The 26412-nt window shown below is 65.3% G+C and carries 22 protein-coding genes and 2 pseudogenes; 12 read left to right on the top strand and 12 right to left on the bottom strand.

All coding sequences use genetic code 11. The annotated features are described in order from the left end of the window. Positions 1-11 precede the first annotated feature (11 nt). Both gltB and SG26_RS12395 read right to left on the bottom strand, forming a co-directional pair. Positions 12-4559 carry a glutamate synthase large subunit gene (gene gltB, locus SG26_RS12400; RefSeq protein ID WP_050037722.1) on the bottom strand — a complete coding sequence of 1516 codons (4548 nt, stop codon included), beginning with the start codon at positions 4557-4559 and terminating at the stop codon, positions 12-14. A 154-nt stretch (positions 4560-4713) separates the two neighbouring features. After that, positions 4714-5127, bottom strand: a complete 414-nt coding sequence (locus SG26_RS12395; RefSeq protein WP_050006892.1) for a CBS domain-containing protein — start codon at positions 5125-5127, stop codon at positions 4714-4716. Between the two features lie 489 nt (positions 5128-5616). On the opposite strand from SG26_RS12395, the gene SG26_RS12390 reads away from it, so the two are divergent. Beyond that, positions 5617-6576 carry a patatin-like phospholipase family protein gene (locus SG26_RS12390; protein WP_014039834.1) on the top strand — a complete coding sequence of 320 codons (960 nt, stop codon included), beginning with the start codon at positions 5617-5619 and terminating at the stop codon, positions 6574-6576. A 12-nt stretch (positions 6577-6588) separates the two neighbouring features. On the opposite strand, the gene proS is transcribed toward SG26_RS12390, so the two are convergent. The 3 genes and pseudogenes from proS to SG26_RS12375 form a co-directional block, all read right to left on the bottom strand. Beyond that, complete coding sequence (gene proS, locus SG26_RS12385) at positions 6589-8043, bottom strand: proline--tRNA ligase (RefSeq protein ID WP_014039833.1); 1455 nt, start codon at positions 8041-8043, stop codon at positions 6589-6591. A gap of 129 nt (positions 8044-8172) precedes the next feature. Further along, positions 8173-8951, bottom strand: a pseudogene (locus SG26_RS12380) (S-adenosyl-l-methionine hydroxide adenosyltransferase family protein). A gap of 93 nt (positions 8952-9044) precedes the next feature. Beyond that, positions 9045-9767 carry a hypothetical protein gene (locus tag SG26_RS12375; protein WP_014039831.1) on the bottom strand — a complete coding sequence of 241 codons (723 nt, stop codon included), beginning with the start codon at positions 9765-9767 and terminating at the stop codon, positions 9045-9047. 81 nt (positions 9768-9848) lie between these two features. Between SG26_RS12375 and SG26_RS12370 the strand changes: the two genes are divergently transcribed. From SG26_RS12370 to SG26_RS12360, 3 genes are all read left to right on the top strand, one after another. Beyond that, positions 9849-10184: a hypothetical protein gene (locus tag SG26_RS12370; RefSeq protein WP_014039830.1), complete on the top strand. Its 336-nt coding sequence runs from the start codon at positions 9849-9851 to the stop codon at positions 10182-10184. Further along, a complete protein-coding gene (locus tag SG26_RS12365) occupies positions 10181-10684 on the top strand; it encodes a helix-turn-helix domain-containing protein (RefSeq protein ID WP_050037721.1) in 504 nt (167 codons plus the stop codon). Before SG26_RS12370 ends, SG26_RS12365 begins: the two co-directional genes overlap by 4 nt. Before the next feature lie 78 nt (positions 10685-10762). Further along, positions 10763-12028, top strand: coding sequence for a Dyp-type peroxidase (locus SG26_RS12360; protein WP_050037720.1), 1266 nt, complete (start codon positions 10763-10765; stop codon positions 12026-12028). Between the two features lie 14 nt (positions 12029-12042). Here SG26_RS12360 and SG26_RS12355 read toward each other — a convergent pair whose 3' ends face one another. Then, a complete protein-coding gene (locus SG26_RS12355) occupies positions 12043-12525 on the bottom strand; it encodes a hypothetical protein (RefSeq protein WP_225308119.1) in 483 nt (160 codons plus the stop codon). 110 nt (positions 12526-12635) lie between these two features. On the opposite strand from SG26_RS12355, the pseudogene SG26_RS12350 reads away from it, so the two are divergent. Continuing rightward, positions 12636-13693, top strand: a pseudogene (locus SG26_RS12350) (hypothetical protein). A 41-nt stretch (positions 13694-13734) separates the two neighbouring features. Here SG26_RS12350 and SG26_RS12345 read toward each other — a convergent pair. Continuing rightward, positions 13735-14217 (bottom strand): hypothetical protein, encoded by a 483-nt coding sequence (locus SG26_RS12345; protein ID WP_050037718.1) that lies wholly within the window; start codon positions 14215-14217, stop codon positions 13735-13737. A gap of 268 nt (positions 14218-14485) precedes the next feature. On the opposite strand from SG26_RS12345, the gene SG26_RS12340 reads away from it, so the two are divergent. The 3 genes from SG26_RS12340 (at position 14486) to SG26_RS12335 (ending at position 16907) form a co-directional block, all read left to right on the top strand. Beyond that, on the top strand, positions 14486-16402 hold the full coding sequence (locus SG26_RS12340; protein WP_050037717.1) for a beta-CASP ribonuclease aCPSF1: 1917 nt from the start codon (positions 14486-14488) through the stop codon (positions 16400-16402). 80 nt (positions 16403-16482) lie between these two features. Then, positions 16483-16638, top strand: a complete 156-nt coding sequence (locus SG26_RS21645) for a hypothetical protein (protein ID WP_008310249.1) — start codon at positions 16483-16485, stop codon at positions 16636-16638. A gap of 20 nt (positions 16639-16658) precedes the next feature. Continuing rightward, entirely contained in the window at positions 16659-16907 is a 249-nt protein-coding gene (locus tag SG26_RS12335) for a hypothetical protein (protein ID WP_050037716.1), read from the top strand. Between the two features lie 38 nt (positions 16908-16945). On the opposite strand, the gene SG26_RS12330 is transcribed toward SG26_RS12335, so the two are convergent. From SG26_RS12330 to SG26_RS12310, 5 genes are all read right to left on the bottom strand, one after another. Continuing rightward, entirely contained in the window at positions 16946-17500 is a 555-nt protein-coding gene (locus SG26_RS12330) for a hypothetical protein (RefSeq protein WP_014039822.1), read from the bottom strand. Further along, positions 17497-18822, bottom strand: coding sequence for a divalent metal cation transporter (locus tag SG26_RS12325; RefSeq protein ID WP_050037715.1), 1326 nt, complete (start codon positions 18820-18822; stop codon positions 17497-17499). The genes SG26_RS12330 and SG26_RS12325 overlap by 4 nt, the downstream gene beginning before the upstream one ends. A gap of 174 nt (positions 18823-18996) precedes the next feature. Next, positions 18997-19701, bottom strand: a complete 705-nt coding sequence (locus SG26_RS12320) for a hypothetical protein (protein WP_014039820.1) — start codon at positions 19699-19701, stop codon at positions 18997-18999. A 60-nt stretch (positions 19702-19761) separates the two neighbouring features. After that, positions 19762-20874, bottom strand: coding sequence for a pyruvate dehydrogenase (acetyl-transferring) E1 component subunit alpha (pdhA, locus tag SG26_RS12315; protein WP_014039819.1), 1113 nt, complete (start codon positions 20872-20874; stop codon positions 19762-19764). Between the two features lie 120 nt (positions 20875-20994). Continuing rightward, on the bottom strand, positions 20995-21651 hold the full coding sequence (locus SG26_RS12310) for a sugar phosphate isomerase/epimerase (protein ID WP_050037714.1): 657 nt from the start codon (positions 21649-21651) through the stop codon (positions 20995-20997). Positions 21652-21745: 94 nt separating this feature from the next. Here SG26_RS12310 and SG26_RS12305 point away from each other — a divergent pair, with 94 nt between their 5' ends. The 4 genes from SG26_RS12305 to SG26_RS12290 all read left to right on the top strand — a co-directional run bounded on the left by SG26_RS12305 (position 21746) and on the right by SG26_RS12290 (position 26330). Further along, positions 21746-22135, top strand: coding sequence for a DUF5658 family protein (locus tag SG26_RS12305; protein ID WP_151146797.1), 390 nt, complete (start codon positions 21746-21748; stop codon positions 22133-22135). A gap of 63 nt (positions 22136-22198) precedes the next feature. Continuing rightward, entirely contained in the window at positions 22199-23323 is a 1125-nt protein-coding gene (locus tag SG26_RS12300; protein WP_050037713.1) for a thiamine ABC transporter substrate binding subunit, read from the top strand. 12 nt (positions 23324-23335) lie between these two features. Then, complete coding sequence (locus tag SG26_RS12295; protein WP_050037712.1) at positions 23336-25192, top strand: iron ABC transporter permease; 1857 nt, start codon at positions 23336-23338, stop codon at positions 25190-25192. A 25-nt stretch (positions 25193-25217) separates the two neighbouring features. Continuing rightward, complete coding sequence (locus SG26_RS12290; RefSeq protein WP_050037711.1) at positions 25218-26330, top strand: ABC transporter ATP-binding protein; 1113 nt, start codon at positions 25218-25220, stop codon at positions 26328-26330. Positions 26331-26412 lie beyond the last annotated feature (82 nt).

Below are 26412 nucleotides of genomic sequence, written 5' to 3'. Positions count from 1 at the left end.
ACAGTGGCGCTTCAGTCGTCTGTCGAGGCGGCGAAGTCAGCCTCGGCGGCTTCGGCACTCGGCGCGGCCTTGGCCGGCGGCTCGTTGCGCACGTCGTCGCGCTCGCGGTCGGCGATGACCTCGGCGTAGGCGTCGGGCATCACCTTCGTGAAGTTCTCCACTTCGGCGTCCCAGTCATCGAGCAGTTCCGCCGCGCGGTCGGAGTCGGTGTAGGCGGCGTGGTTCTCGACGAGTCGGGTAATCATCTGGCGGTCCTTGCCTTCGAGCGTATCAGCCAGCGACACCATGCCGGTGTTTGCCTTCTCTGCGAACTCGCCGTCGGGGTCGTAGACGTAGGCGACGCCGCCGGACATCCCGGCCGCGAAGTTCTTGCCCGTCTCGCCCAGCACGACGATAGCGCCGCCGGTCATGTACTCACAGCCGTGGTCGCCGACGCCCTCGACGACGCCCTTGACCCCGGAGTTTCGGACGGCGAAGCGCTCGCCGGCCATGCCGTTGACGTAGGCCTCGCCCTGGGTCGCGCCGTACAGCGCGACGTTGCCGATGACGATGTTCTCCGCCGGGTCGAAGGGAGCGTTGTCCGGCGTGTTCAGGATGAGCTTCCCACCGGAGAGCCCCTTGCCGACGTAGTCGTTGGCCGTCCCGGTCAGTTCCATCGTCACGCCCTGTGCGAGGAACGCACCGAAGGACTGGCCGGCCGTGCCGTCGAAGTCGACCCGGATAGTGTCGTCCGCGAGGCCGTCACTTGCGTGCTCGCGGGAGATGCGGTTCGAGAGGGTTGCCCCGACCGCACGGTTGACGTTGTTGATCTCGGTGTCGATAGCGACCGGATCACCGTCGTAGATGGCGTCCTCGGCGGCGTCGATGAGGTCCCAGTCGAGCTGTTCGTCGACTTCGTGGGTCTGCTCGCGCTGCTTGTAGCGGCCGTCGTTGTCGGCCGGCTCCGCGATGACTCCCGAGAGATCGAGCTTCTGGGCCTTCGGCTGGGACACGTCGTCGCGCTGTGCCAGCACGCTCGGCCGGCCGACCATCTCGTCTATCGTCTCGAAGCCGAGTTCAGCCATAATCTCACGCAGTTCCTGTGCCACGAACGTCATGTAGTTGATGACGTGCTGTGGCTCGCCGGGGAACCGCTCCCGGAGGTTCTCGTTCTGGGTTGCGATGCCGACCGGACAGGTGTTCTCGTGGCACTGTCGGGCCATCACGCAGCCGGAGGTGACCATCGACGCGGTCCCGAAGGTGTACCCCTCGGCACCGAGCAGGGCGGCGACGGCCACGTCGCGGCCGGTCTTCATGCCGCCGTCGGTGGTCACCTTGATGCGCGAGCGCAGGCCGGTCGCCCGGAGCATCTGGTTGGCCTCGGAGACGCCCAGTTCCCAGGGGAGACCGGCGTTCTTGATGGAGGTCTTCGGTGACGCGCCGGTCCCGCCGTCGTGGCCCGAAATGTGGACCACGTCGGCGTTGGCCTTGGCGACGCCGGCCGCGATGGTCCCGATGCCGTCCTCGGAGACCAGCTTGACGTTGATGTCGGCCTCGGGGTTCGAGGCCTTGAGGTCGTGGATGAGCTGCTTGAGGTCCTCGATGGAGTAGATGTCGTGCAGCGGCGGCGGCGAGATGAGGCCGACGCCCGGCGTCGCGTACCGGACGTGGGCGATCATCTCGTTGACCTTCTTGCCGGGCAGGTGGCCGCCTTCGCCGGGCTTCGAACCTTGCGCCATCTTGATCTGGAGCTCGTCGGCCGACGCGAGGTAATCCGAGGTGACGCCGAAGCGGCCGGAGGCGACCTGCTTCGTGGTACACTCCTTCTCGGTGTCGAACCGCTCGGGCGGCTCGCCGCCCTCGCCGGTGTTGGCGTTGGCCCCGAGCCGGTTCATTGCGATGGCGTTGTTCTCGTGCATCTCGGGCGATAGCGACCCGAGCGACATCGCCGCGGTCTCGAAGCGCTCGACGATGTCCTCGACCGGCTCGACGTCCTCGATGGGGATGGACTCGCGGTCGGAGTCGAACTCAAGCAGGCCACGGAGCGTCTGGAGCTCCTCGTTCTGGTCGTTGACCAGCTCGGCGAACTCCTTGTACGTGTCGTAGTCACCCATGCGGACAGCCTGCTGGATCTTGCCGACCGTGTTGGGGTTCCACTGGTGGTGGATGCCGTTCGAGCGGAACTCGTACTCGCCCTGGCGGGGCATCTCCGGCTCTTCCTCGCTCCAAGCGATTTCGTGGCGCTGGGTGAGGTCGTCCTCGATCTCCTCGATGCCGATACCCTCCGTTCGGCAGGTCGTCCCCTCGAAATACTCGGCGATGAAGTCCGAGGAGAGGCCGACGGCCTCGAAGATCTGAGCGCCCTGGTAGGACTCCACGGTGGAGATACCCATCTTGGCCATCGTCTTCAGAAGGCCGTCCTCGACGGCGGTGATGTAGGCGTCGATGGCGTCGGCGAGGTCCGCGCCGTCCGGTCCAGCGACCAGATCCTCGATGGTCTGGTAAGCCAGGTAGGGGTTGACCGCGCCAGCGCCGTAGCCGATGAGCGTCGCGAAGTGATGCACCGCACGCGGGTCGCCGGACTCGACGACGAGCCCGACGTGGTTGCGGAGGCCGTTGCGGACGAGGTGGTGGTGGACGCCACCGACGGCCAGCAGGCTCGGAATCGGCACGCGGTCCTCGCTGGCCGAACGGTCCGAGAGCACGAGGATGTCGTGCTCTTTGGCAGCGGCGTCGGCTTCGGCCCGCACGTCTTCGACGGCCTGCCGAAGGTCGTCGCCCTCTTTGTAGGTAATATCGATGACCTTCGTGGACATGCCGTTGGCGTTCAGGTCCTTGATAGACTGCGTCTCCTCGTCAGTGAGGATTGGCGAGTCAAGCACGAGCTGGCGGGCGTGGCCCTGGCTCTCGTCGAGGATGTTACGCTGATGGCCCAGCCGGGATTCCAGCGAGGTGACGAGTTCCTCGCGGATGTAGTCAAGCGGCGGGTTCGTCACCTGCGCGAACAGCTGCTTGAAGTAGGTGAACAGCGGGCGGTTAAACTGCGAAAGCACCGACAGCGGCGTGTCGTCGCCCATGGAGCCGACGGGGTCTTTCCCCTTCTCGGCCATCGGCTCGATGAGATGGTCGACCTCGTCGTACGTGTAGCCGTACATGGCCTGGTGACTCCGGAGCGCGTCCGCGGGGTCCTGTGGCTCGTTGTCTTCGCGGTCGGCGACTTCGTCGAGACTGACCTGTTCCTCGGCGACCCACTCGCCGTACTTGTCGTCAGTGATGTCCTCAAACACTTCCGCGTCGGGGATGACGCGGCCTTCCTCGGGGTCGGCGAGGAAACACTGTCCGGGCTGGAGCCGGCCGCGTTCCTGAATCTCGCTGGCGTCGTGTTCCAGCGCGCCGGCTTCGGAGGACATCACGAGCGTGTTGTCCGCCAGCACGTCGTAGCGACACGGACGCAGACCGTTCCGGTCCAGCACGGCACCGATGCGGTCGCCGTCAGTGGCTGCGACGAGCGCCGGGCCGTCCCACGGTTCGACCAGCGAGGCGTGGTAGTCATAGAAGTCGCGCCGGTCGCCGGTCACGTCGTTCATCTCGCCGCGCCAGGCTTCGGGGATGAGCATCCGGAGGGCGTGGGGGAGGTCGCGGCCGCCCTGAAGCAGGAGTTCGAGCGCGTTGTCGACGCTCGCAGTGTCTGACTGCTCGGGATCGTCGATGATCGGTTTGATCTTCTCTAAGTCGCCCTCAAACTCGTCGCTCTGGATGTCGGTCTCCCGAGCGCGCATCCAGTTGATGTTCCCCTGAATCGTGTTGAACTCGCCGTTGTGGATGACACGGCGGTAGGGGTGGGCAAGGTGCCACGCGCCCAGCGTGTTCGTCGAGAAGCGGGCGTGGACCATCGCGAACGTGGACTGCAGCCGCTCGTCTTCGAGGTCAGGGTAGTAGTCTTCGAGCTGTTCGGCCTTGAGCAGGCCTTTGTACACCACTACGTCGGTCGCGAGCGAGACAACATAGAAGCGCTCGTGACCCGGTGGTTTCGCTTCCTTGACGGTGTTTTCGAGCGACCGGCGGCCGATATACAGTTGATTCTCGAAGGCGTCGCCGGTCTTGCCCGTCGCGGAAGTGACGAAAAACTGGACGATGTCCGGCTCAGATTCGAGCGCCGTCGCGCCGAGGTCGCTGTTGTCAGTCGGGACGTCGCGCCAGTCGAGGACGTCCAGGCCCTCTGCGGCGAGTTCCGTCTCGACGAGGTCCTTCAGACTCCCGGCGACCTCGTCGTCTTTCGGGAGAAAGAGCGTGCCAACGGCGTATTCGCCGGCAGGCGGCAGGTCGGCGTCGACTTCGGCAGCGAAAAACTCGTGGGGGATCTGGAGCATGATGCCCGCTCCGTCGCCCGTATCTTGCTCGGCTCCTGTCGTCCCTCGATGTTCGAGGTTGTCGAGGAGTTCGAGTCCGTCCGATACAACCCAGTGGTCGCTCTGGCCGTCGAGGTCCATGACGACCCCGACGCCACAGTTCGACCGTTCGTCCGTGGGATCTGCAAGCCCGGCGTCGCCTGCAGAGAGACCTGTCTGTCGCTCAACCATGTGTTTCACGACTGGGGATGCCACTATAAGAGGGTAATCCTAATGGTATTAGTGTTGTTTAACCCCACATTAGGGAGTATATATTTATAACGATTGTTGGGGCTGTATCATGGTTTATAAACGGTCGTCCGCAGGCTGGCGGTTCACACGCTGTTCAGCTGAGCACAGGAGCGGATGACTGCTCGATACCCGAAACGTAGGCCGTCATGTCAGTCGTCGTCAACATTCCGACGACTCCTTCCGTCTCATCGACGACAGGGAGGTGGTGGACACTGTGGTCCAGCATCAGGCTTGCGGCCGCCTCGATGGGGTCGTTTGCCGTTACTGTAACCGGCTCCGTCGTCATGAAGTCAGACACGTCTAGCGCCGTCGTATCGCCACCTTCTGCGGCGATTTCGACGAAATCCGTGGAGGTGAGAATCCCCAACAACGCTCCGTCAGCGTCGACGACAACAACAGAGCTGATGTTCTCGTCGAGCATCCGCTTGGCGACCGCTTTCGCGTTCGCGTCAGCAGCAACAGTGGTGACAGGCGATGACATAATTCGTCCGACAAACACGTCGTCCATGACAGCCGATAACATAGGGCGAGGTATAACCGTGTTGGTTCCGGATATTTACCGATTGCAGCGATGCAGAGAAATATATAAGGTCTTAATATTCTGCGCTCGCGCCGACGAATGCACCACCCAACCAGTCGCTCGCTGTCTCCCCGACGCCGCATCCCGACTGGTCGATCACGTCGGGGCTGTCGGCCCACCGCTGATGACCCAGAATGGGCGATACATCCACGGTTCCCACGACGGTATCTGTTCGCCGTTTGGCGTTTGTATGACTGTAGTCTGACGGCGATTTATATACATAGAGACAGCAGTGGTCATCGGGGGCACGGAGGAAAATGTCACACGCTCCCCGACCCCATCCTTCCTTCATACTGCCGGCTGTGTTAGTGAAGATGCCCGCTACCCAGAGGTGGCAAGACACTTCACCGGCTCACAGCCGGCAGTATCGGTGGGCCGGCAACTATCTATGCAAGCCCCTCGTATATGAATTAAACCATGTCTGGTCATGGACCCAGCGTCGCCATCGCCTGTCAGGGCGGCGGCAGCCACAGTGCGTTTACCGCCGGTGTGCTGCAACGACTCCTACCAACTGTCGACAACGAGTACAATCTCGTGGGGTTGAGTGGTACTTCCGGTGGCGCGCTCTGTGCGGTCACGGCCTGGTACGGACTGCTCAGTGATGGCCCCGACGACGCCGAGAAGCTGCTGGGAGACGTCTGGTGTGACGTCGCCGCCACGACACCGCCCTCGGTCCTGCTGAACGAGTCGCTCGTCTGGCGCAAGCGACTACAGAATCTCATGGTCCCTGCGGCCGACATCTCGCCCTACGCGACGCCAGGAGCGGTCGGCCACGACTGGTTCCTATCGCTGCTCGACCGCCACATCGAGTTCGACGAGTTCGACAGTCTCGCCGACGAGGTACCACCGCATGTGACCGTCGGCACGGTCAACGTCAACAGCGGCGTGTTCGAGACGTTCACCGACGATGCCATCACAGCGAGGACGGTGCTGGCCTCGGCCGCGTTCCCGCTGCTGTACAAAGCCGTCGAACTGAACGGTCACTGGCACTGGGACGGCCTGTTCTCACAGAACCCACCGATCCGGGAGTTCCTGACCAGCGACCGACCGAAACCGGACGAGATCTGGGTCATCCAGATCGAGCCACAGACCCGCGACGACCGACCGACATCGCTTGCGGAGATCACCGACCGCCGGCAGGAACTATCGGGGAATCTCTCGCTGAATCAGGAGCTGTTCTTCGTCCGGAAGGTCAACGAATGGGTCGAAAAGGGGTATCTCCCGGACGATTTCAAACACATCGAGATACGGCGACTGGGACTCGATGAAAAGCTGACAGCAGCTTCGAAGCGCGACCGCGACCCTCGGTTCATCGAGGACCTCATGGAAACGGGCCGGGCCGAAGCCGGCGCGTTTCTGGACCGGATACCGGAGTAAGCACCCGCCTTCTCAGTAGCTCTTCGCGAAGTACGCCGTCTCCTCGGCGTCCTCACCGCAGATGGCGCAGTCGTCGTGGATCGGCTCCTCGTCGCGGTCGAGGGGAACCATCACGATTTCGGCCGCGATAGCGTCTTTGATCGGTTCCTCACAGTCCGCGTCGCCACACCAGCCACACTTCACGTAGCCGCCGTGCTGGCCGATAGTGCCCAGAATCTCCTCACGGGACTCAGCCTCGCGGATTTCGCCCTCCAGCGTCTCCTCGGCGTCGGCGTACAGCTTGGCGTGGACAGTGTCGAGGTGGTCGGTAACGGTGTCAGCGATGCTCTCGCGGTCGACGGTCGCGTTCTCACCGTCGGGCCGGTGGACCAGCGTGGCTTCCCCGTCCTCGACCTCGTGGGGACCGATTTCGATTCGGAGAGGAACGCCGTGTAGTTCGTGCTCGTTGTACTTGAAGCCGGGATTGCGGTGCTCGCGGTCGTCGAGTTCGACGCGGACGCCGGCCTCGTCCAGTTCGGCAGCGAGGTCGGCGGCGTAGTCGATGACTTCGTCCTTGTTGTCCTCCTGCCAGATGGGGACGACGACGACCTGATCGGGTGCGAGCGCGGGCGGGAGCACGAGCCCCTGGTCGTCGGAGTGGGTCATGATGAGCGCGCCCATCGCGCGCCAGGACAGCCCCCACGAGGTCGTGTGGGCGGTGTTCTCCTCCTCGTCGGCGTCGGCGTATGTGATGTCGAACGCCTCGCCGAAGGAGGTCCCCAGATAGTGAGAGGTGGCGGCCTGAACGGTCTTGCCGTCGGGCATCAGCGTCTCGATGGTCGTCGTGGTGTGTGCCCCGGGGAACTTGTCGTGCTCGGGCTTGCGGCCCTTCAGCGGCGGCATCGCCATGACCTCCTCGTAGAGGCGAGCGTACTGGTCTAGACGAGTCATCGTCTCCTCCCACGCGCCGTCCTCGTCGGCGTGGGCAGTGTGGCCCTCCTGCCAGAGGAACTCCTTAGTGCGGAAGAACGGCTTCGTCTCGGTGGCCTCCCACCGGACAACGGAACACCACTGGTTCAACCGCAAAGGGAGGTCCCGGTGCGAGCGGGTCCACTGGGCCATGAACGGCGCGATGATGGACTCGCTGGTGGGCCGAACCGCGAGGCGCTCTTCGAGTTCATCGTGGCCGCCGTGGGTCACCCACGCGACCTCGGGGTCGAACCCCTCGACGACGTCTTTCTCCTTCTCCAGATAGCTCTCGGGAATAAACAGCGGGAAGTAGGCGTTCTGGACGCCGGTGTCCTTGAACCAGCCGTCGAGGTTGTTCTGGATACGCTCCCAGATGGCGTAGCCGCGTGGTCGCGTGACGATGAACCCGCCCATGGGGGCGTAGTCCGCGAGGCCGGCCTTCTGGACGACCTCGGCGTACCACTCGCCGGGTGAATGCTCCTTGCTCTCGGTAATGCCGAGTTCCTGCTCGCCACTCATTAGGTGTGTCGTGGCCCACGGAGCTAATAAACTCCCCGAAGGGTGGTGAGCCGCTGGCACGCCGACCGGACCAGTTCGATGCCCCGCTTCGCGCCGCGAGGACCATCGTAGCGGAGGTCGATCTCAGCTCTATTCCGCCCGTATAGAGAGACTGTCTCCGGGCTCCGGGTACCGAAGGCCGATGCCGCGGAGCCGCCGCGCAAGAACAGCTCCTGATACGGGTCGCCACCTCCAGCCGACCCCGGGACGATAGCGAGGGACCCCTCCGGAACGTCCGATACAGCGTCCCTGACGACGATCTCTCGGGATGCGCCGTTAAGTTCGACAGCGACTGTGTCACTACCGGGTTCGAACTCCGAGGTTCGAATCGAGGTCTTGACGTTCCCGTACCCGTCGACGTGACAGACCACGGACTCGGGCGGGGCCGGGACGTCGTCGAGTGAGCGCTCCGCCCCGAGCGAGGAGCGGTTCCCGTTCGCGATTTCGGCGACCCGGCGCGGGAACACGTCCCGCGAGCGGAACTGGCCGGTGTCGGCCGGCAGTTCGATCTCGCGGAAGGTCGTCGCGCGGCCGGCGATAAACGAGAGGTTGTAGCCGGCGTCGACGGCGACGACGGGGACGCCGTTGTCCAGTTCGAGATAGCACAGGGGCCCGCCGGTGTCGGCCCGCTCCGGCGTCGATTCCGTGGTTCGTGGCGCGGTGTTCGAGTAAATCAGCAGGTCGTCGAACGAGGGATTGTGAGCGCCCAGCTGTGCGATCCAGAACCCCGTGGCGACCGTCGAGAACGGCTGCACCTCGGTCGACTGGACGGTAATCGTCGGGTCTGCGGCAGTGAGACGGTGGACGACCTCCGAGAATGCCGGATCGGCCGGGCCGTAGTCCGCGATGAGATGGACGAACGTGCTCATGAAAGGCTCCGGTCGCTACCACGTCGGTGAACCTGTATAATCTTGTGCCTTGGTAACAGAGCCAGCGCTGTCAAACGCACCCCGCGCCGACACTCAGGCACCGATTGTCGTCAGCGAGGCGATAGAGTCAGCGACACGGCGTTCCATTCCCGTCCCGGTGAATCCCGGCGCGGGGTCGACAGCCTGCGCGTAGAACCCTTCCTTGCTCTCGACGAACTCGACACAGAGTGCCCGCGCGCCAAAGCGGTCCAGCAACTCCCGGACGCGGGCCGCGAGCGTCACCTCGACAGTCTCCTCGCTGATGACGTGGTCCAGCCCGGACACTTCCGACCGGACCTGAATCGCCCGCAGATGGGTTTCGCGGCCGTCGTTGACGGCGAAGTACTTGTACTCCACCGGCTCCTCCCGAACCCGGGCCTGGTAGAAATCGCCCTCGTCACTGTTCGCCGGTATCCCGTCCCAGGCGTAGCGAGTCCGGGCGATGTAGTCGTGATCCGGCTTTTCGAACCAGACGGTCGGGACCTGACAGCCGACCTGCTCCAGCCCGTGGAGGGCGACGAGTCGGCAGGCCAGCGCCGTCGTCGGCAGGAACCCGTTCCACGTCTCGACGCCGACCCTGTCGGCGTAGCGAAGGGCGCTGAACGACTCGGGCCGGAGCGTCGTGTTGACGAGTGCGGCCAGGTCGTCGATATCGGCTCTGGCCACCGGGTTTCCGGGGCGGAGAAACTGGACGTCGAACCCCCGGGCGGAGAGCCGCTCTGCGACGGCACCGAACACCGGGTGTTCAGGCTCGCAGATGAAGCCGATGCAGTCCATACCGCCACGTCTCAGCGGTCCGATAAAAAAGTCGCGCAAAACCGAACGACTGAGGCACCGTGGTTCCGAAGTAAACGCCTGATGAAACCGCTCAGTATTGGGGGCCATCTCGGTGCCGGGAGCTGGGACATCGCCGCCGTCGTCGTCCTCTCCGCTGTGGCCGGGGCGGTCCTGTGTGGGCTTGCCCTGGTCGCGTACCGCCAGCGCGGGACGCGTGCGTATCTGTTGATTGTGCTCGCACTCGCCGCGCTGTTTGCCCGCCCACTCATCGCGCTGCTGTCCGGATTCGCACTGGTCTCAGGACCGACCCACCATTTCCTCGAACACGCGCTCGATACCCTCTTTGTCGTCCTCGTCCTCGGTGCAGTGTACTACGCCCGGACAGTCGAGAAACGCCTCGACGAGGAGGGGCTATGAGCGACACCAGAGCGCGGATTTACCGGCACATCGAGTCCAATCCGGGAGTTCACTTCCGGGAGCTAACCCGGGCGCTGGACCTCGCAACGGGACAGGTACAGTACCATCTGGGCCGACTCGACCGCATCACCAGCGAGTCGATCAACGGGCGCACGCACTACTACACGGCGTCGTTCGACCCCTGGGAGCGCCACGCCATCGCCTTCCTCCGTCGCGAAACGGCGAGAGACGTTCTTGTCACGCTCGTAGAGCGCGAAGCCGCTCGCCCCGGCGAAGTGGCCGACCACCTCGACATCGCTCGGAGCACGCTCGAACACCACCTCAGCGGCCTGGTCGAACACGATATCGTCGAAAAGCGTCGGGACGGTGGACGGGTGACGCTGGCGCTCTGTCGGCGTGACCAGACGGTCGAGCTGCTCGCGACGGTGGACCCCACGGCCCCCGACCGCCTGTCGGACCGCTTCACCCGGTTACTCGACCGACTCTTCGAGAGCAGCTAGTTCGACTATCCGCGGACAGTGGCTGATTTCGAGTCCCGTACCACAACCCAATTGCACGGGCAGTCCATAGGGTGGGTGATGACTGAACGCGGAATTTCCCGACGCGAGTTCGCCAAGAGCGCCGTCGCCATCGGCGGCACCGCGGCGCTGGCCGCCTGTCTCGACCGCGGGTCGGGGACGGTACCCAAGGGAACCGACGACCCCTCGTCTCTCCCGGCGCGTCAGCACGCCTGGGACGCGTCGCTGGCGACCGACGACGCCGGGAACCACCGACTGTCGCGCCACCACGTCCTCCTGCTGCTGGATTACACCGGCGACGGAACGCCGACGGATGCCGGCCGCGAGCAGGTCGATACGGCGCTCCGCGACCTCGAACAGGCCTACGAGTGGAGCAACGAGGGGCTACTGTTCACGCTCGGGTACAGCCCGGCCTACTTCGACCGCTTTGAAGCCGACGTAGCCGGCGTCGACCTGCCAGAGCCGATGGCGCTTGCCCCCTTCGAAGACCCGGAACTCGACACGCCCGACGCGCTCCTGCACCTCGCCAGTGACGACGAGCGAGCCGTCATCGAGGCCGAAGAAGCACTGAAGGGGAATCGGGACACTGCGAACGACCACGAGATGAGCGCTACCTTCGAGGGCGTCCTGCGCGAGGCAGAGCGACGGACGGGGTTCGTCGGCGCCGGTCTGCCCGCCGAGAACCAGGACGTCGACGGGGTTCCGGACTCCGACCCGGTCCCCGAAGAGGCCCCGCTGTTCATGGGGTTCAAGTCCGGGTTCAAGGAAAACCAGGCCTCCGAGGACCGCGTAACGGTCGATTCGGGACCGTTCGCCGGTGGCGCGACCCAGCACCTCTCGAAGATCCGACTGCAACTCCAGCAGTGGTACGAACAGGACTCTCGGGACCAGCGCGTCTCGAAGATGTTCTGTCCGGCCCACGCTGACGAGGACAGGGTCGAAGGCGTCGGCGAGAACCTCGGCACCGACAACGGTGCCGGCGAGTGTCCCGAGGACGTGGTCGACAGCGGCCGACGGGAGGGCGTCGTCGGTCACGCACAGAAGATGTCCCGCGTCAGGGACGACGGAACACCGACCATCCTCCGCCGGGACTTCAGTTCGACCGACGGCGGCGAAGCGGGGCTGCACTTCCTCTCGCTGCAGCGCTCTATCGCCGACTTCGTCGCGACGAAACAGGCGATGAACGGAACGGACGTCGCTACCGACTCGGCTGTCGGCCAGCGGGTTAACAACGGCATTCTCCAGTACATGACAGTCACTCGGCGCGGGAACTACCTGCTCCCGCCGCGTGCCCTGCGGGCGCTCCCGCCGGCCGACCCGGCCTGACTGGCCTGGTGCCGTCAGGATACCGGGTCGCGGTTCTCGACTGATTCACGGGATAGGCCATCGGCGCTGACGCTGTAGCGATACGACTGGGTGAAGTAGTCGGATATCGGGCCGTCCGTCGCCGTTGAGCCGGCCGGCGGGTCGGTCGTCGACGACCCTGTACAGGTGATGACGACGTCGTACCCCCACGACCGCTCGGTGACGTTGTCGACGCGGCAATCGAGGCTCATCTCGGTGTGTTCGCCCTGCCACAGACCGTTGTAGACGGTCCGGTACTGGTACTCGGACACGAACTCACGGGCGGAGGACTCGTTCAGTGTCGCGGGTCGGTCGGGCGGGTCCTTCGGACCGTCATGGAACTCGACAGTCCCTGTCAGGGGCGGAGCGGTCGTCGCTGTTTCTGACGAGGCCGGTGACCCCGGCGACGGCGCGCCGAAACATCCCGCGGTCAGGACGACGAAGCCGAGGACCGCAGTGCGGGCGATTCTGGAGGACACGGCCGGGATTGCACCGACCGATAGCAAATATCTTGTGCCGTTTCGGTCTCGCCACGACATTCGGCTATCGTACCAGAACGGTCTTTCAGATGAGGACCCAAAGGCGGTCCATGAATCGCCGAGAGTTCCTCGCCAGTGCCGCTTTCGCCGGCACGACGGTCCTGGCGGGGTGTGGTTCGCTGAGTTCCCAGTCGACACGCGCCCCGCCGCTGGTCGAGAACCGCCCCGACGCCACGTATCGCCCCACCCACGCTGAGGGAATGGGGATGGCTGGGATGGCACAGGCAGGCGAGTACATGGTCGGGCTGAGCTACTCCTTTCCCCACCGCTTCTGGACGGTCACCGGGACGACGGCCGAGAAGGTCGACATCCGGAGCGAGGACAGCGTCCACCTGATGGCGACCATCTGGGACCCCGAGACGGAGATGGTCCTGCCGGTGTCTGCCGGCCTCTCGATCACCATCGAACGCGACGGCGAGACGGTCGCCGACAAGTCCCCGTGGCCGATGATCTCCCAGAACATGGGCTTTCACTACGGCGACAACTACGCGCTCGACGGCGACGGTGTCTACCAGCTTTCCGTCCGCGTCAACGGGATGGGGGAACGCCGACTGGGGGCTTCGACGGTCGGTTCGGCGAGGCCGGCGAGGCAACGGTCGAGTTCGACTTCGCACAGTCCACCCGCGACCAGCTCTCCTTCGAGGAGTTCCCGGACTCGCAGGGCGAGCGCGGGGCGGTCGACCTGATGAACATGGACATGGTACCGACATCGCAGGTCCCAGAAGTGTCGGCCCTGCCCGGAACGGTCCTCGGGACGGACAAAGGGAGCGACGGCGTGTACGCCGTGACGTGGGTACAGGACGCCGCGTTCCTCTCCGATGGCGAGTCGTATCTCGCCGTCTCGGCTCGGACGCCGTACAACCGCGTTCCCCTCCCGATGATGTCCCTCGACGGGAGTGTTGAGGCCGACGGCGAAACGGTGTTCGACGACGCGCTGACCGCTGGGGTCCACCCCGAACTCGGGTATCATTACGGCGCAGTCGTCGAGACGGCGACCCAGGAGCCGTCTGTCGGTGTCGACGTCGTCGCCCCGCCACAGGTGTCCCGCCACGAGGGGTACGAGACGGCGTTCCTGACGACGCCCTCGTTCTCGTTTTCGGGTAGCTGACCGCCTCGACCAGTCGTTCGGTTGCGAGAGCGGACCACGGCTCACTCCACGGCGAACGGACTCTCTGTCTGTTGCCACGGCCAGCCCGGGACCCGCGTCTGGACCCCGGCCGCGAGTGCGGCGTCGAGGTCATCAGCGCCCGCCGCCTCCCCGTCGTTTCCGTGCGTCCGAACATCTGCGACGTGGAAGGTGGCCTCCGCGAGCAGCCGGAGCGGTTGCTCGCCGGCAATCATCGCTGCCAGCTCACGGCCCAGCAGTTCGTCGACGACGAAGCCCGGGTAATCGCTCTCGACGTCCAGTTCTCGAAGCAGATGAACCAGCGCGGCGACGTTGACCGCACGGTCGCCGTCGGCGAACACCTCGTCGATGGCGGCCGTGTAGGCGTCGTCTGTGAGCGGCTCGACGTCGACGTCGAACTGGGACCCGAGATGGGCTCGCGTTTCGTTCACCAGCGGGACGACGTCGCTACGACGGTCCTGTACCCATTCGTACTCGTCGCGGACTGTGTCCGGTGTCAGTCGCATGGCGGCGTCTCACACGGTGTGCGTTTACTCCTTTGGGCAACAGCGCGTCGACCACGGTCCGGCCCCCTACCCTCCGTATTGCGAAGGCTTTTATAACACGAGGGGAATACTGAGAAATAGAGGACGGTTTTCCGGACATCTCTCCACGTCCGGAGGCAACTCACCGATAACTGATGACTTTATTAGAGAGCGTACATCCCGCGGCACCAGGTCGGCCCGCGCCAGCCGTGGACGGCCCCGCTACCGGGATGACACCCCGTTTTGAGCTATGAGCACTGTAGACAAGCAACTCGAAGACGTGAAGGCAACGATCGACGAGGAAGTCCCGCGCCGTATCTCCGTCTCGGATGTCACGTACGAGGGACCGGAACTCGTCATATACACGCGGGACCCGAAGGAGTTCGCCGCGAACAGCGACCTCGTTCGCCGGCTCGCGTCGAAACTCCGCAAGCGAATCACGGTCCGCCCGGACCCGGACGTACTGGCCCCGCCAGCCGAGGCTGAGGAGGCGATTCGGGAACTCATCCCCGAGGAGGCCGGCGTCATGGACCTGAATTTCCACACCGACACCGGCGAAGTCGTCGTCCAGGCCCAGAAGCCCGGCGTCGTCATTGGCCGGCGCGGCTCGACCCTGCGTGACATCACGCAAGAGGTCGGCTGGACGCCCGAAGTCGTTCGAACGCCCCCCATCGAGTCCTCGACGGTCGAGAACGTCCGGAACTTCCTCAAACAGGAGCGCGAGGACCGCCGGGACATCCTCGAACGCGTCGGCCGGCAGATCCACCGCGAGCCGATGTCCGACGACGAGTACGTCCGCATCACGACGCTGGGCTGCTGCCGAGAGGTCGGCCGCGCCGCCTTTATCCTCTCGACGCCGGACACGCGAATCCTCATCGACTGCGGTAACAAGCCCGGTGCCAACGGCGAGCAGCCGTATCTGGACATTCCGGAGGCGTTCGGGGCCGGGACCAACGGCATCGACGCCGTCGTCCTGACCCACGCGCATCTGGACCACTCCGCGCTGGTCCCGCTGCTGTTCGAGTACGGCTACGACGGCCCAATCTACTGCACCGAGCCGACGCGGGACCTGATGGGCCTGCTGACGCTGGATTATCTGGACACTGCCGCGGACGACGGTCGGACCCCGCCGTACGACTCCGAGATGGTCCGCGAAGCCATCAAACACACCATCCCGCTGGAGTACGGCGACGTGACCGACATCGCGCCCGACATCAAACTGACGCTGCACAACGCCGGCCACATTCTGGGCTCGTCGGTGTGTCACTTCCACGTCGGCGACGGCCTGTACAACGTCGCCTTCTCCGGCGACATCCACTACGACGACACGCGCCTGTTCGACGGCGCGGTCAACGACTTCCCGCGGGTGGAAACGCTCGTGCTGGAGTCGACCTACGGCGGCCGCAACGACTACCAGACCGATCAGGAAGACTCAGAGCGAAAGCTCAAACAGATCATCCAGAACGCCTACGACCGCGACGGGAAAGTGCTCATTCCGACCTTCGCCGTCGGGCGGTCACAGGAACTCATGCTCGTCCTCGAAGAGGCGATGCGGAACGGCGACATCCCCGAGATGCCGGTCCACCTCGACGGGATGATCTGGGAGGCGACGGCCGTTCACACGACCTACCCCGAGTATCTCCGCGACGGTCTGCAGGACCGTATCTTCGACGAAGACCAGAACCCGTTCCTGGCCGATCAGTTCAACCACATCGACGGCGGGGACGAGGAACGACAGGAGATCGCCGATGGCGATTCCGCTATCATCCTCTCTACTTCGGGGATGCTCACCGGCGGGCCGGTCATGTCCTGGCTCGAACAGCTCGGCCCCGACCCGGATTCGACGCTTACCTTCGTCGACTATCAGGCGCAGGGAACGCTCGGCAACCGAATCCAGCGCGGCATCGACGAGGTACCCGTCGGCGGCAGCGGGCGCAGCGAGAAAGTCCCACTGGAGATGACCGTCGAGACAGTCGACGGTTTCTCCGGCCACGCCGACCGACAGGGGCTGGAAAACTTCGTGAAGACGATGAACCCCCGACCCGAGAAAATCCTCTGCGTGCACGGCGACGAATCCGCGACACAGGACCTCTCCTCGTCGCTGTACCACGACCAGAACATCCGGACCTTCGCGCCGGAGAACCTCGAAACGTTCCGCTTCCGCTGATCCAGTCGCCGTTCCCGGTTCGTTCTCACTCCCCGATAGCCGGACGAACCTCTATACGGCAGGCGGGTGAACTACCGCGTATGGACATCATCCAGTATCTCGACGAACTCGAACCGGTCGGGATGGTACTCATCGGGCTCGTACTGTTCATCATCCCTGAGCCGGCCACCTCCACGCTGGGTATCGGCCTGATGGTGCTCGGCGGCGCGTGGTGGTTCTACGAGTGGAACCGGTGAGATAACTCACAGCAGTCCCGATGAATCACGACCGCATTCACGCGCAGGAACCGTCACACCACCGCGACAGCTGGACCGTCGGTACAATCACCGAGATAGCGGAGCGAGACGGCCACTGTGTCGTCACCGTCGAAAACAAGTCCGGTGCGCCGACTGAACTCGTCGTCACCATGGCCATTCGCGACCTGTTCGTCAGTCGGCTCGACATCGGCGACGACGAAGATCCGGTCGGCGAGCGCGTCTGGTTCCGGAAACGCGGCGGGTCGTAGCCAGCCGCTGACGCGTCCGGTCACCGTTCGACGGGACGCTACGACAGATCGACGATCCGGTCGGCCCAGCGCCGGAGCCTATCGAGCGCGTCCCGCTCGGCCCGGAACACCGGATTATCGACGCCCAGTTCGTCGCTGTCGAAGGCGTTGAGGACGGCTACGTCCGCCTTTTTACAGTATTCGGTGAGCCGGCTGACCGCAGCGGCGTCGTGCTGGAACGGAATCGTCGCGTCGTTGACGAACACCGCGCGGGGATTCTCCGGGAGCGCGTCAATCTGTCGCTCGGCACGGCGGGCGTTTTCCCGGGCGAGTGCGACCGCCTGCTCGGCCGTCTCGCTCTCGGCGCGGGGCGCACTGGCGTCGATCCGGCCGACCCAGACCGACTCCGGGACGCTGATAAATCGATCAAGACGGCCGCCTAATACAGTCCCGTCCAGTTCGATTTCGGGCGCGAAATCGAGGACGACAACGCCCTCGGTGCCCTCGCGGTCGAGCCATGCCTCTATGGCGGCAGCGGTCGTCCGCGTCTTGCCGGCGTTGGAGGGACCGGTGACGAGCGTCGACCCAGAGAGTGGGAATCCAACGCCGGTCACGCGAGGAGTTCCTCCCGGAGGAACTTCCCGCCGAGGCCGGCCATGGCGAGGCCGAGGACGATGGCAAACGCCAGCACGAACCCGGAGAGCGGGCCGACGCCGCCGCCGAGCTGTTCGACGACGAAGTTCCCGGCGAGCCCGCCCGAAACTGCGATGAGCGCCAGCCCGCCGGCGTTCGCCGCCAGCGAGTTCGACTCCGGAACCGCGTCGGAGTTCAGGAGATAGAGGACAAGGGCGATGACGAACGGAGTGCCGACGGTGCCGAGGGCAAGCACGAGGACGAGCTGGCCGAGCACGTTCCCGCCGATGAACGCGCCCGGGGCAGAGAGCAGCGCGACGGCGACGAGTAGCCCGCGGTAGCGGCTGTCCTCGATAGTGGTGCCCCAGCCGAGCTTGTCGGCGAGCAGGAACGGCGGGACGATGGTGTTGCCGCCAAGCGTCGACACGGCCGCGCCCCAGAGGCCGAGCAGGAACAGCCAGCGAGCGCTGTCGCCGACCAATGGACCGAGGGCCTCCGCAGCGCCGACCGTCGTGAGGTCGCCGGAAGTGAGCACGCTCGCCGTCACCAGGAAGATGGCGAGGCTGTAGATGCCAAACGCCACCAGCATAGACGCCCCCACGTCGACCGTCGCGAGGTCGTAGTCCTCGCGGGTCCAGCCCCGCGCTCGCATCGTGTAGGAGTGCATCGTGATGAGCGTGATGTGGACCGCGCCGCCGAGGATGCCGGCCGCGACCAGCGCGCTCCCGGACGGGACGGACGGAATCAGTCCGGTCACCGCCGCGCCGGCGTCGATGGGGACGACGAACAGACTGGCGACGAACGCGACGACCACGAGCAGGACGAGGACTTTCGCGGCGAGTTCGAGGAACCGGTAGCCGCCGCCGGCCAGGCCCGCCGCGAGGATGAGCGCCCAGGCGACGCCCCAGATTCGCGCGTCGATACCGGTCACCGTCGCCGAGACCGTGGCGACAGTCTTCATGATTACGAGCTGTGCCACGCCGGCCGCAAGCACCGCGTCGCCGACCAGCAGCCACGCCCACGCGTCGCCGAGGTGCTCCTCGACGACGGCGACGATGCCCCGTTCGGTCAGCAGTCCCAGCCGCATCGCGAGGTACTGGGCCAGCGCTCCCGCCCCCGCGGAGAGGACGACGACCCACAGGAGACTGTAGCCGAACGCACCGCCAGCGGTGACGAGGCTGGCAATCGTCGCCGGGCCGGCGGCGATTGCACCCGCGATCCAGGACGGCCCCATCGCTTCGGCGTATTCACCGAGTGTTCCCTTGCTAACAGCCGAACTGTCGACGGTTTCGGTCGAACTCATACCTCCGGCTTGGGTGAGGCCCCCTGAAAACCCTGCCGACATATTGTTCGGTGGTATTCTACGGTAATTCGACTTCAGTAAAGCGATTATGCGAAAATGACAGCGCTGGCCGAATTGACACACCACACGCTCACCGAGCGGAACGCTACCGAGAGCAGGACAGACCGCTCCGACTCAGAGTTCAACGGTTCCGAGGTCCGATTCCAGTTCGTCGACGTGGTCGTTGTAGGCGTCGACGAAATCCGCGAACTGGGGGGCGTACTCCCGGATGTCGGCGGCCGACGGCGGTTCGTACTGCGAGAGGAGATAGAGCCCGTTGCTCCCGCCGACCCGGAGGTACGACGCGCCGTCGGTGTCCCATTTGAGTTCCCAGCGCGTGCCGCCGATTCGGTCGGTGAAGGTCCCGTAGTCGCCGCCCTCGTAGCGCTGGAGTTCCCGGGCAATCTGGTCGCAAATCTCGCGGATGCGGCCGAGGACACGGTCGCGCTCGGCCACGACGCCGTCGGTGGTGGCAATTTCCGGGAACTCGGTCGATACGTCGTCGAGCACGCCGTCGAGCGACGCGACGTAGTCGTTGAACCCCTCGACGAAGGCGTCGTAGTCGGCGAGTGCGGCGGCCAGCGGCTCCGGCTCGGGTGGCTGTTTGGTCGAGATGACGTACGTGTCCGAGCCGCGCGACGGCGAGAACCGCAGATACTCCAGATCGCCGCCCTCGTACTTGACGGTCCACTCGCCGCGGTCGGTCTCGATGTCCGCCTGCCCGTAGTCGCCGCCTTCCAGCCGGGCGAGCTGGTAGGCGACCTGTCCGGCGTGGTCCCGGACCGCCGCGACCAGTTCGTCACGCTGCTGTGCAACGGCCGTTGCGTCGGCAGGGTCCACCGGTGGCCACTCTGTCACAGTAGACGGAAGCGACGGGACGGCAATAACAGGCTCGGTCGGCTACTCTGACTCCAGCAAGGCGTCGTCGCCGTGGCGTTCGCGGAGCGCCTCGAAGTACTCCTGCTGCTCGTCGATGTTCTGCGTGGACTCGGCGTACACGTCGGTAAAGAGATCCGTCGGTTCAGCGGCGTGAGCCTCCGCGTTGTCGATAATCTCGCCGAGTTGCTCGTCGATGGTGTCGTCCATCACGTCGATCTTCTCGTCGTCCAGCAGATTGCAGTTCCTGAGGAACTGCTCCATGCGGTCCAGCGGGTCGCGTTCGCGCCACTGCTCGACCTCCGCGTCGTCCCGGTACACGTCCGGGTCGTCGGCGGTCGTATGTGCGCCGAAGCGGTACTGGACGGCTTCGATGAAAACGGGTCCCCGCTCCTGTCCGTCGGCTCCCACGGCCCGCTCCCGTGCGGCCTCGGTGACGGTGTAGGTCGCCAGCGGGTCCATCCCGTCGACCTGCACGCCGTCGAAGCCGTAGGCGTCGGCCTTCTGCGCCAGCGTCTGGCTGGCGGTCTGGCGCTCCCGCGGGACGGAGATAGCCCACTGGTTGTTGTTACAGAAGAACACCGTTGGTGTCTCGAACACGCCGGCGAAGTTCATCGCCTCGTGGAAGTCCCCTTCGCTGGTGGCCCCGTCGCCGAAGTGGACGATACCGGCGCGCTCGTCGCCCTTTCGCTTTGCCGCCCACGACCACCCGACGGCGTGGGGCAGGTGTGCACCGATGGAGATGTTCAGCGGGAACACGTTCACGTCGCCGAGAGCGGCGTTGCCCGCTTCGTGGCCCATCCAGTAGAGGACGTACTCCCAGGGGAGCCCGCGGGCGACGAGCGCGCCGTGTTCCCGGTACTGATAGAAGATTGTGTCCTCGTCGGCCAGCGCGTACGTCGACCCGACCTGAGACCCTTCCTGGCCCGCCAGCGAGGAGTAGGTGCCGAGCCGACCCTGCCGCTGGAGACTTATCATCCGCTCGTCGAACTGCCGCGCAAAGCGCATATCGCGGTACATCGAAACCAGTTTCTCGTCAGAGAGGTCCGGGATGAGGTCCGGGTCGACGATCTCGCCATCGGCGTCCAGCGCCTGCGCCTGGTCGTCGTACGCCCTATCGAGCACGTCGGTTGCCATGTCGTATCACCACACTCGGTGCGGACTGGCAAAAAGGTGTGTCTGAGCCATGATTCACTGACGGAACAAGGATTCGTCAGTCTCAATGACCTTTTCCCAGACCACGGCCGCCATCGCCGCTTAGTCGAGCCACTCCAGCACGCGCTGGCGGGCGTCGGCTTGGTCGTCGGGCATGACCTCAAGCACGACGTTGCCGTCGAACTCCGAAGCCAAAATTTCGGCTGTTCGTTCGAGGGGTATCTCCCCGTCGCCGAAGGGGAGGCCGTCGTTCAACAGCGTTCCGTCGGTGAAGTGGACGACCTGAATCTGGTCGCCGTAGCTTTTCAAGAGGTCCGAAAGTGACTCCAGATACGCTGGCTCGGACATGAACAGGTGGGCCGTATCGAGCACCAGATCGTGGCTGCGGTCGAGCAGTAGATTCGCCAGCGAGAACTGGCTCGCGCCAGGGTTGTTCTCGTAGCCGCAGGGGGCGGCAAAGTCGTAGCTGTCCAGCAGGGCGGTGTGCGTGTGCTGGGCGTACTGGCTGTGGACAACGAGATAAGCGTCGAGTCGCTCGGCAAGCGCATCGCTCCGGCGGAACGGTTCCGGATCGTCCGGGCGGGCGTGAAGCGTGTGGACCGACGCCGCCGAGACGGGTGACTGTTTGACCATCGCCGCTGTAGCCCCGACGTCGTCGAGGTCCGACGGCCGGAGGTGGAGTTCCACGCTGTCGAAGCCTCGGTCGGCCGCGGCGTCGAGCTTGGCTGTGGTCGGCGGGCACTTGCCGACGATATTCATTGGAGGGAGATTCCACGACGGCGAAAATAAAACAGTCCCTTCGTCGACACGACTGGCCCGAGTATTCATGCTGTTTCCGTCCAATATGTCGGTGATGCCCGGCAAAGCGAACCCGGAGACGGACGAGAGTGCGGTGACACTCTGGTGGGAACACCACCTGTCGCACACACATGCAGTACTCTGGACCGTCATCCTCGTCGCAACAGTCGGGGACATCCTCCTGACGATGACTGGGCTCACGGTCGGACTGCAAGAGGGGAACGTCGTCGTCAGCACGATGCTCGCGGAGTTCGGGCTGGCGGGCCTCTGGCTGGTGAAGTTCGGGGCGATGCTGTGGCTGGTCGCCGGGTGGCGACTGCTCTCCGAACACAACGCGACGGTGTTTCTCGCCCTGTTCGCCGTGGTGACGCTCGCGGTCGTTGCTTACAACGCCGTCACCATCCTGCAGTACCGCGGGGTGATAACGGCTGTTGCGGTGTTTTGAGGGGTGACGCGTTAGGATTCGGGAACACCGGCGTTAAGTACCACTGGGTGTGACCACGGAGTAATGGATAGACGTTCCTTCCTGACAGCGGCCGGTGTGACAGTGTCCGTCTCGTTTGCCGGCTGTGCCGGGCTGGGCGGTAGCGACGAGTCGAGCACCGAGGCATCGAGTACGGACGAGTCGACTGCGACCGGAACGAGTACCGGCGACGCCGGCGATGTAGAGGAAACGCTCGTCGTCGGAACCTACAGCGCCTTCGTCGACTCGCCGTCGACGAGTCCGGGCGCGTGGGTGAAACAGCGCTTCGAGGAGGAGTTCGACGCCCGCCTGATCTGGCAGACGCCGAGCAACGAGGTCAACCACTACATCGAACGCCGGAACGCCGGCGTCGACATCGAGGCCGACATGTACCTCGGGCTGAACACGGACCACCTCGTCCGGGTCGACGAGAACCTCGACGACGGGCTGTTCGCCGGGGTCGGCGACGTGGCCGGCCAGGACGACATCAAACCGGGGCTGCAGTTCGACCCCGACGGCCGGGCGATCCCCTACGACACCGGCTACATCAGTCTGGTGTTCGACGGCACGGAGACCACAGCGCCGGAGACCTTCGACGGCCTGCTGGCCGAGGAACACGCCGGCGACCTCATCACGCAGAACCCCGCCAGTTCGGCTACCGGCCGGGCGTTCCTGCTGCACACGGTCAAGCAGTTCGGCCCGGACGGCTATCTGGACTACTGGAGCGACCTGCAGGACAACGACGTTCGGGTGCTTGGCTCCTGGAGCGATGCCTACAGCGCGTGGTCGGGCGGCGAAGCGCCGATGGTCGTCTCCTACTCCACCGACCAGGTGTTCGCGGACCAGAACGACGCCAATCTGGAAGAACACCAGATCCGCTTCCTGAACGACCAGGGCTACGCCAACCCGGAAGGGATGGCGGTCTTCGATGGAGCGGACACGCCCGACCTCGCCCGGGAGTTCATGGGCTTCCTGCTGCGCCCGGAGATTCAGGGCGAAATCGCTGTCCGGAACGTCCAGTTCCCGGCGACCGAATCCGCCGACCTCCCCGAGGACTACGCCGAACTGGCTCAGGAGCCCCCGGAGCCGGTCACGTTCGGCTACGACGAACTCAAGGGCTCCGTCTCGGGCTGGATCTCCGACTGGGAACGGCAGTTCGCCTCGAACTAACGACGACCGACTGTGGCCCGAGATTTCGACGGCGGCGCGGATGGTGCCGACAGCGAAAAGATGACAGAGACAGCGAGTAGTCCATCCAGCAAGCGAGGCCGAACCGTCCGCAACACTATCGAGCGTCGGGCAATCGTCGGGCTCGCGGTCGCAACTATCGCCCTCTTGCTTGGCATCTTCTACTACCCGGTGGCGACGGTGTTCATCGACAGCGTCCTCGTCGACGGCCGCTTGACGGGCCGGGTGTTCGTCTCGATACTGCGGGACCCGTTCTACCTCGGAGAGCCGGCGCGGTTGCTCGCCGGCGAACCCATAGCGAGCGTCATCGAGGACGCACTGTCGCCGGACCGGCGGCTGGGCGTCATCGGCTTCACGGCGTATCAGGCGGCTCTCTCGACCGTCGCCAGCGTCGCTCTCGGCCTGCCGGCGGCGTATCTGCTCGCTCGGTATGAGTTCCCGGGCCGGCGGACGCTCCGGTCGCTGACGATTCTCCCGTTCGTCCTGCCGTCGATAATGGTCGGCGTCGGCTTCGTCGCCACGTTCGGCCGGAACGGGACGCTGAACGCCGTCCTCGGCGCGCTCGGTCTGGGACAGGTCAACCTCCTGTTCACGCTGGAGGCGGTCATCGTCGCCCACGCGTTCTACAACGCGCCCCTCGTGGCGCGGGTGACCACCGCTGCCTGGGAGTCCGTCGACGCCAGTGCGGTCGAGACGGCCCGGAGCCTCGGCGCGAGCCCCGTCCGAGCGTTCCGCGACGTGGTCGCCCCGCAGCTGTACCCGTCGGTGCTGATGGGCGCAGCACTGACGTTCGTGTTCACCTTCAGTACGTTCCCCATCGTCCTCGCCTTGGGCGGGTTCCAGCTGGCGACCGTCGAGGTGTTCGTCTACCGGCTCATCCGAGACCTGGAGTACGCCGAGGCGGCCGCCCTCGCGCTGATTGAACTCGGCATCTCGCTGGGGCTGCTGTACGCGTACCTCCGGTACGAGGCCAAGCATACTGTCCGGTCGCGGGGGATTCGACCGCTTCCGCGGCGGCCGCTGACACCGCCGTCGTTCTCGGTCCGGGAACTGCTCCCCCGGCTGGGGCTCGCCGTCTACGCCGTCGTCGCGCTGGCGGTGTTCGTCGCGCCGATAGCGAGCATGGTGCTCGCCAGCCTCAGCGGCCCGGAGGGGCTGACGCTGGCGAACTATCAGTTCCTCATCGACCGCCAGACGACCGGCGCAGCGTTCCAGGTCCAGCCGTGGGATGCGGTCAGGAACTCACTGCTGTTCGGGGTCGCCTCGCTCGCCGTTGCCCTGCCGATGGGCGTCGTCGTGGCCGTCCTCACGACCCGAGACTACCGCGGTCGGAAGCTCGTCGACGCCGTGGCGATGGCCCCGCTGGCCGTGTCTGGCATCGTCGTCGGCCTCGGCCTGCTCCGAGGCCTCGTCTTCGGCGTCGAAGTCGGCGACACTCGTCTCGCCGTCGGCGGCGGCCTCGCCATCGTCGCCGCCCATGCCGTCGCCGGCTACCCGTTCGTCGTCCGGACGGTCGCGCCCGGACTCGAGGGAGTCGACCACACGCTGGTCGAATCCGCCCGCGCGCTCGGCGCGCCGCGTGCCAGAGCGCTGCTGGACATCGAACTGCCGCTCGTGTGGCCAGCGGTCATCGCTGGGGCCGCCTTTGCGTTCGCTATCTCTATCGGGGAGTTCTCGGCGACGATTGTCCTCGCCTCGGGAACGAACCAGTTCACGATGCCCATCGCCATCGAGCGGTTCATCGGCCGCCGTCTCGGTCCCGCGACAGCGATGGGCGTCGTCCTGCTCGTTGTCACCAGCGCGAGCTTCCTGCTCATCGACCGGCTGGGGGGTGACGACGTTGGGTTCTAAGGAGTCGCCGTCGGACAGTGCTGCCGTGAACCGGACCGCCCCGCCGGCCGTCGAACTCGACGGCGTCACCAGACGCTACGGCGAGACGACCGCCGTCGAGGACCTGTCGCTTTCCGTTCGGGACGGCGAGTTCTTCACGCTGGTCGGCCCCTCCGGCTGCGGGAAGACGACGACGCTCCGGCTCATCGCCGGCTTCGAGGACCCGACGCAGGGCGAAGTCCGGTTCGGCGGCGAGTCCGTCACCGGCGTCCCGCCGGAGGGCCGCGACGTGGGCGTCGTCTTCCAGAACTACGCGCTGTTCCCGCACATGACCGTCGGGGAGAACGTCGCCTACGGCCTCTCGTTCTCCGACCCGCCCGGCGGCGGCAGCGACGAAGCGCGGGTTCGTGAGCTGCTGGAGCTGGTGGACCTCGACGGTATGCAGGACCGGGACCCAGACACGCTTTCCGGCGGCCAGCAACAGCGGGTGGCGATGGCCCGCGCGCTGGCCCCCGGCCCCGACGTGCTCCTGCTCGACGAGCCGATGAGCGCCCTGGATGCGAAGCTCCGGGAACGGTTGCGCGTGCAGGTCCGCGAGATTCAACAGGAACTGGGCATTACGACGATTTACGTCACCCACGACCAGGAGGAGGCCTTAGCTGTCTCAGACCGCGTGGCAGTCATGCGAGACGGGACGCCGGAACAGGTCGCGCCGCCGCGGACCATCTACCGCGAGCCGGCGACAGAGTTCGTCGCCACCTTCGTCGGCGACAACAACGTCCTCAGCGGTGAGGTGACGGCAGTTCGGTCGACCGACAGGGTTGACGATTCCAGCGACGAGAGTGGACGATCCATCGCGGACGTGACGGTCGACAGTACGACGCTCTCAGTGGCCCTGGATGGTGACAGCGACCCGGAGGCCGCTGTCTCGGCCGGGGACCGGCTCACGTTCTGTGTGCGACCGGAGCGGCTTACCCTCGATGCCGACCGGAACGCGCTGACGGCGACCGTCACGAGCGCGGAGTTCCTCGGGGAGACGACGCGCGTTCATCTCGACTGGGAGGGTCGAGAAATCCTGTTACGAGCCGAAGACCCGCCGACGGGCACGGTGACAGTCGGCTTCGACCCGGCGGACGCACACACTGTCGACAGACAGTAGTAAGCTACCAATCCTCACGCCCACGCCGGAATGGAGCCTGTTTTAACCCACCTGTGGTTATCGCCGATATAAATATGACACG

Origin of the sequence: Haloarcula sp. CBA1115 (genome assembly GCF_000827835.1) — an archaeon.
Classification (GTDB): Archaea; Halobacteriota; Halobacteria; order Halobacteriales; family Haloarculaceae; genus Haloarcula; species Haloarcula hispanica.
This window is presented reverse-complemented; position numbering and strand designations above follow the sequence as displayed.

Bases quoted from the DNA above. Each gene is read 5' to 3' on its own strand.
- gltB (WP_050037722.1), bottom strand. From the start codon at position 4,559: ATGGTTGAGCGACAGACAGGTCTCTCTGCAGGCGACGCCGGGCTTGCA.
- SG26_RS12395 (WP_050006892.1), bottom strand. From the start codon at position 5,127: ATGGACGACGTGTTTGTCGGACGAATTATGTCATCGCCTGTCACCACT.
- SG26_RS12390 (WP_014039834.1), top strand. From the start codon at position 5,617: ATGTCTGGTCATGGACCCAGCGTCGCCATCGCCTGTCAGGGCGGCGGC.
- proS (WP_014039833.1), bottom strand. From the start codon at position 8,043: ATGAGTGGCGAGCAGGAACTCGGCATTACCGAGAGCAAGGAGCATTCA.
- SG26_RS12375 (WP_014039831.1), bottom strand. From the start codon at position 9,767: ATGGACTGCATCGGCTTCATCTGCGAGCCTGAACACCCGGTGTTCGGT.
- SG26_RS12370 (WP_014039830.1), top strand. From the start codon at position 9,849: ATGAAACCGCTCAGTATTGGGGGCCATCTCGGTGCCGGGAGCTGGGAC.
- SG26_RS12365 (WP_050037721.1), top strand. From the start codon at position 10,181: ATGAGCGACACCAGAGCGCGGATTTACCGGCACATCGAGTCCAATCCG.
- SG26_RS12360 (WP_050037720.1), top strand. From the start codon at position 10,763: ATGACTGAACGCGGAATTTCCCGACGCGAGTTCGCCAAGAGCGCCGTC.
- SG26_RS12345 (WP_050037718.1), bottom strand. From the start codon at position 14,217: ATGCGACTGACACCGGACACAGTCCGCGACGAGTACGAATGGGTACAG.
- SG26_RS12340 (WP_050037717.1), top strand. From the start codon at position 14,486: ATGAGCACTGTAGACAAGCAACTCGAAGACGTGAAGGCAACGATCGAC.
- SG26_RS21645 (WP_008310249.1), top strand. From the start codon at position 16,483: ATGGACATCATCCAGTATCTCGACGAACTCGAACCGGTCGGGATGGTA.
- SG26_RS12335 (WP_050037716.1), top strand. From the start codon at position 16,659: ATGAATCACGACCGCATTCACGCGCAGGAACCGTCACACCACCGCGAC.
- SG26_RS12325 (WP_050037715.1), bottom strand. From the start codon at position 18,822: ATGAGTTCGACCGAAACCGTCGACAGTTCGGCTGTTAGCAAGGGAACA.
- pdhA (WP_014039819.1), bottom strand. From the start codon at position 20,874: ATGGCAACCGACGTGCTCGATAGGGCGTACGACGACCAGGCGCAGGCG.
- SG26_RS12310 (WP_050037714.1), bottom strand. From the start codon at position 21,651: ATGAATATCGTCGGCAAGTGCCCGCCGACCACAGCCAAGCTCGACGCC.
- SG26_RS12305 (WP_151146797.1), top strand. From the start codon at position 21,746: ATGCCCGGCAAAGCGAACCCGGAGACGGACGAGAGTGCGGTGACACTC.
- SG26_RS12300 (WP_050037713.1), top strand. From the start codon at position 22,199: ATGGATAGACGTTCCTTCCTGACAGCGGCCGGTGTGACAGTGTCCGTC.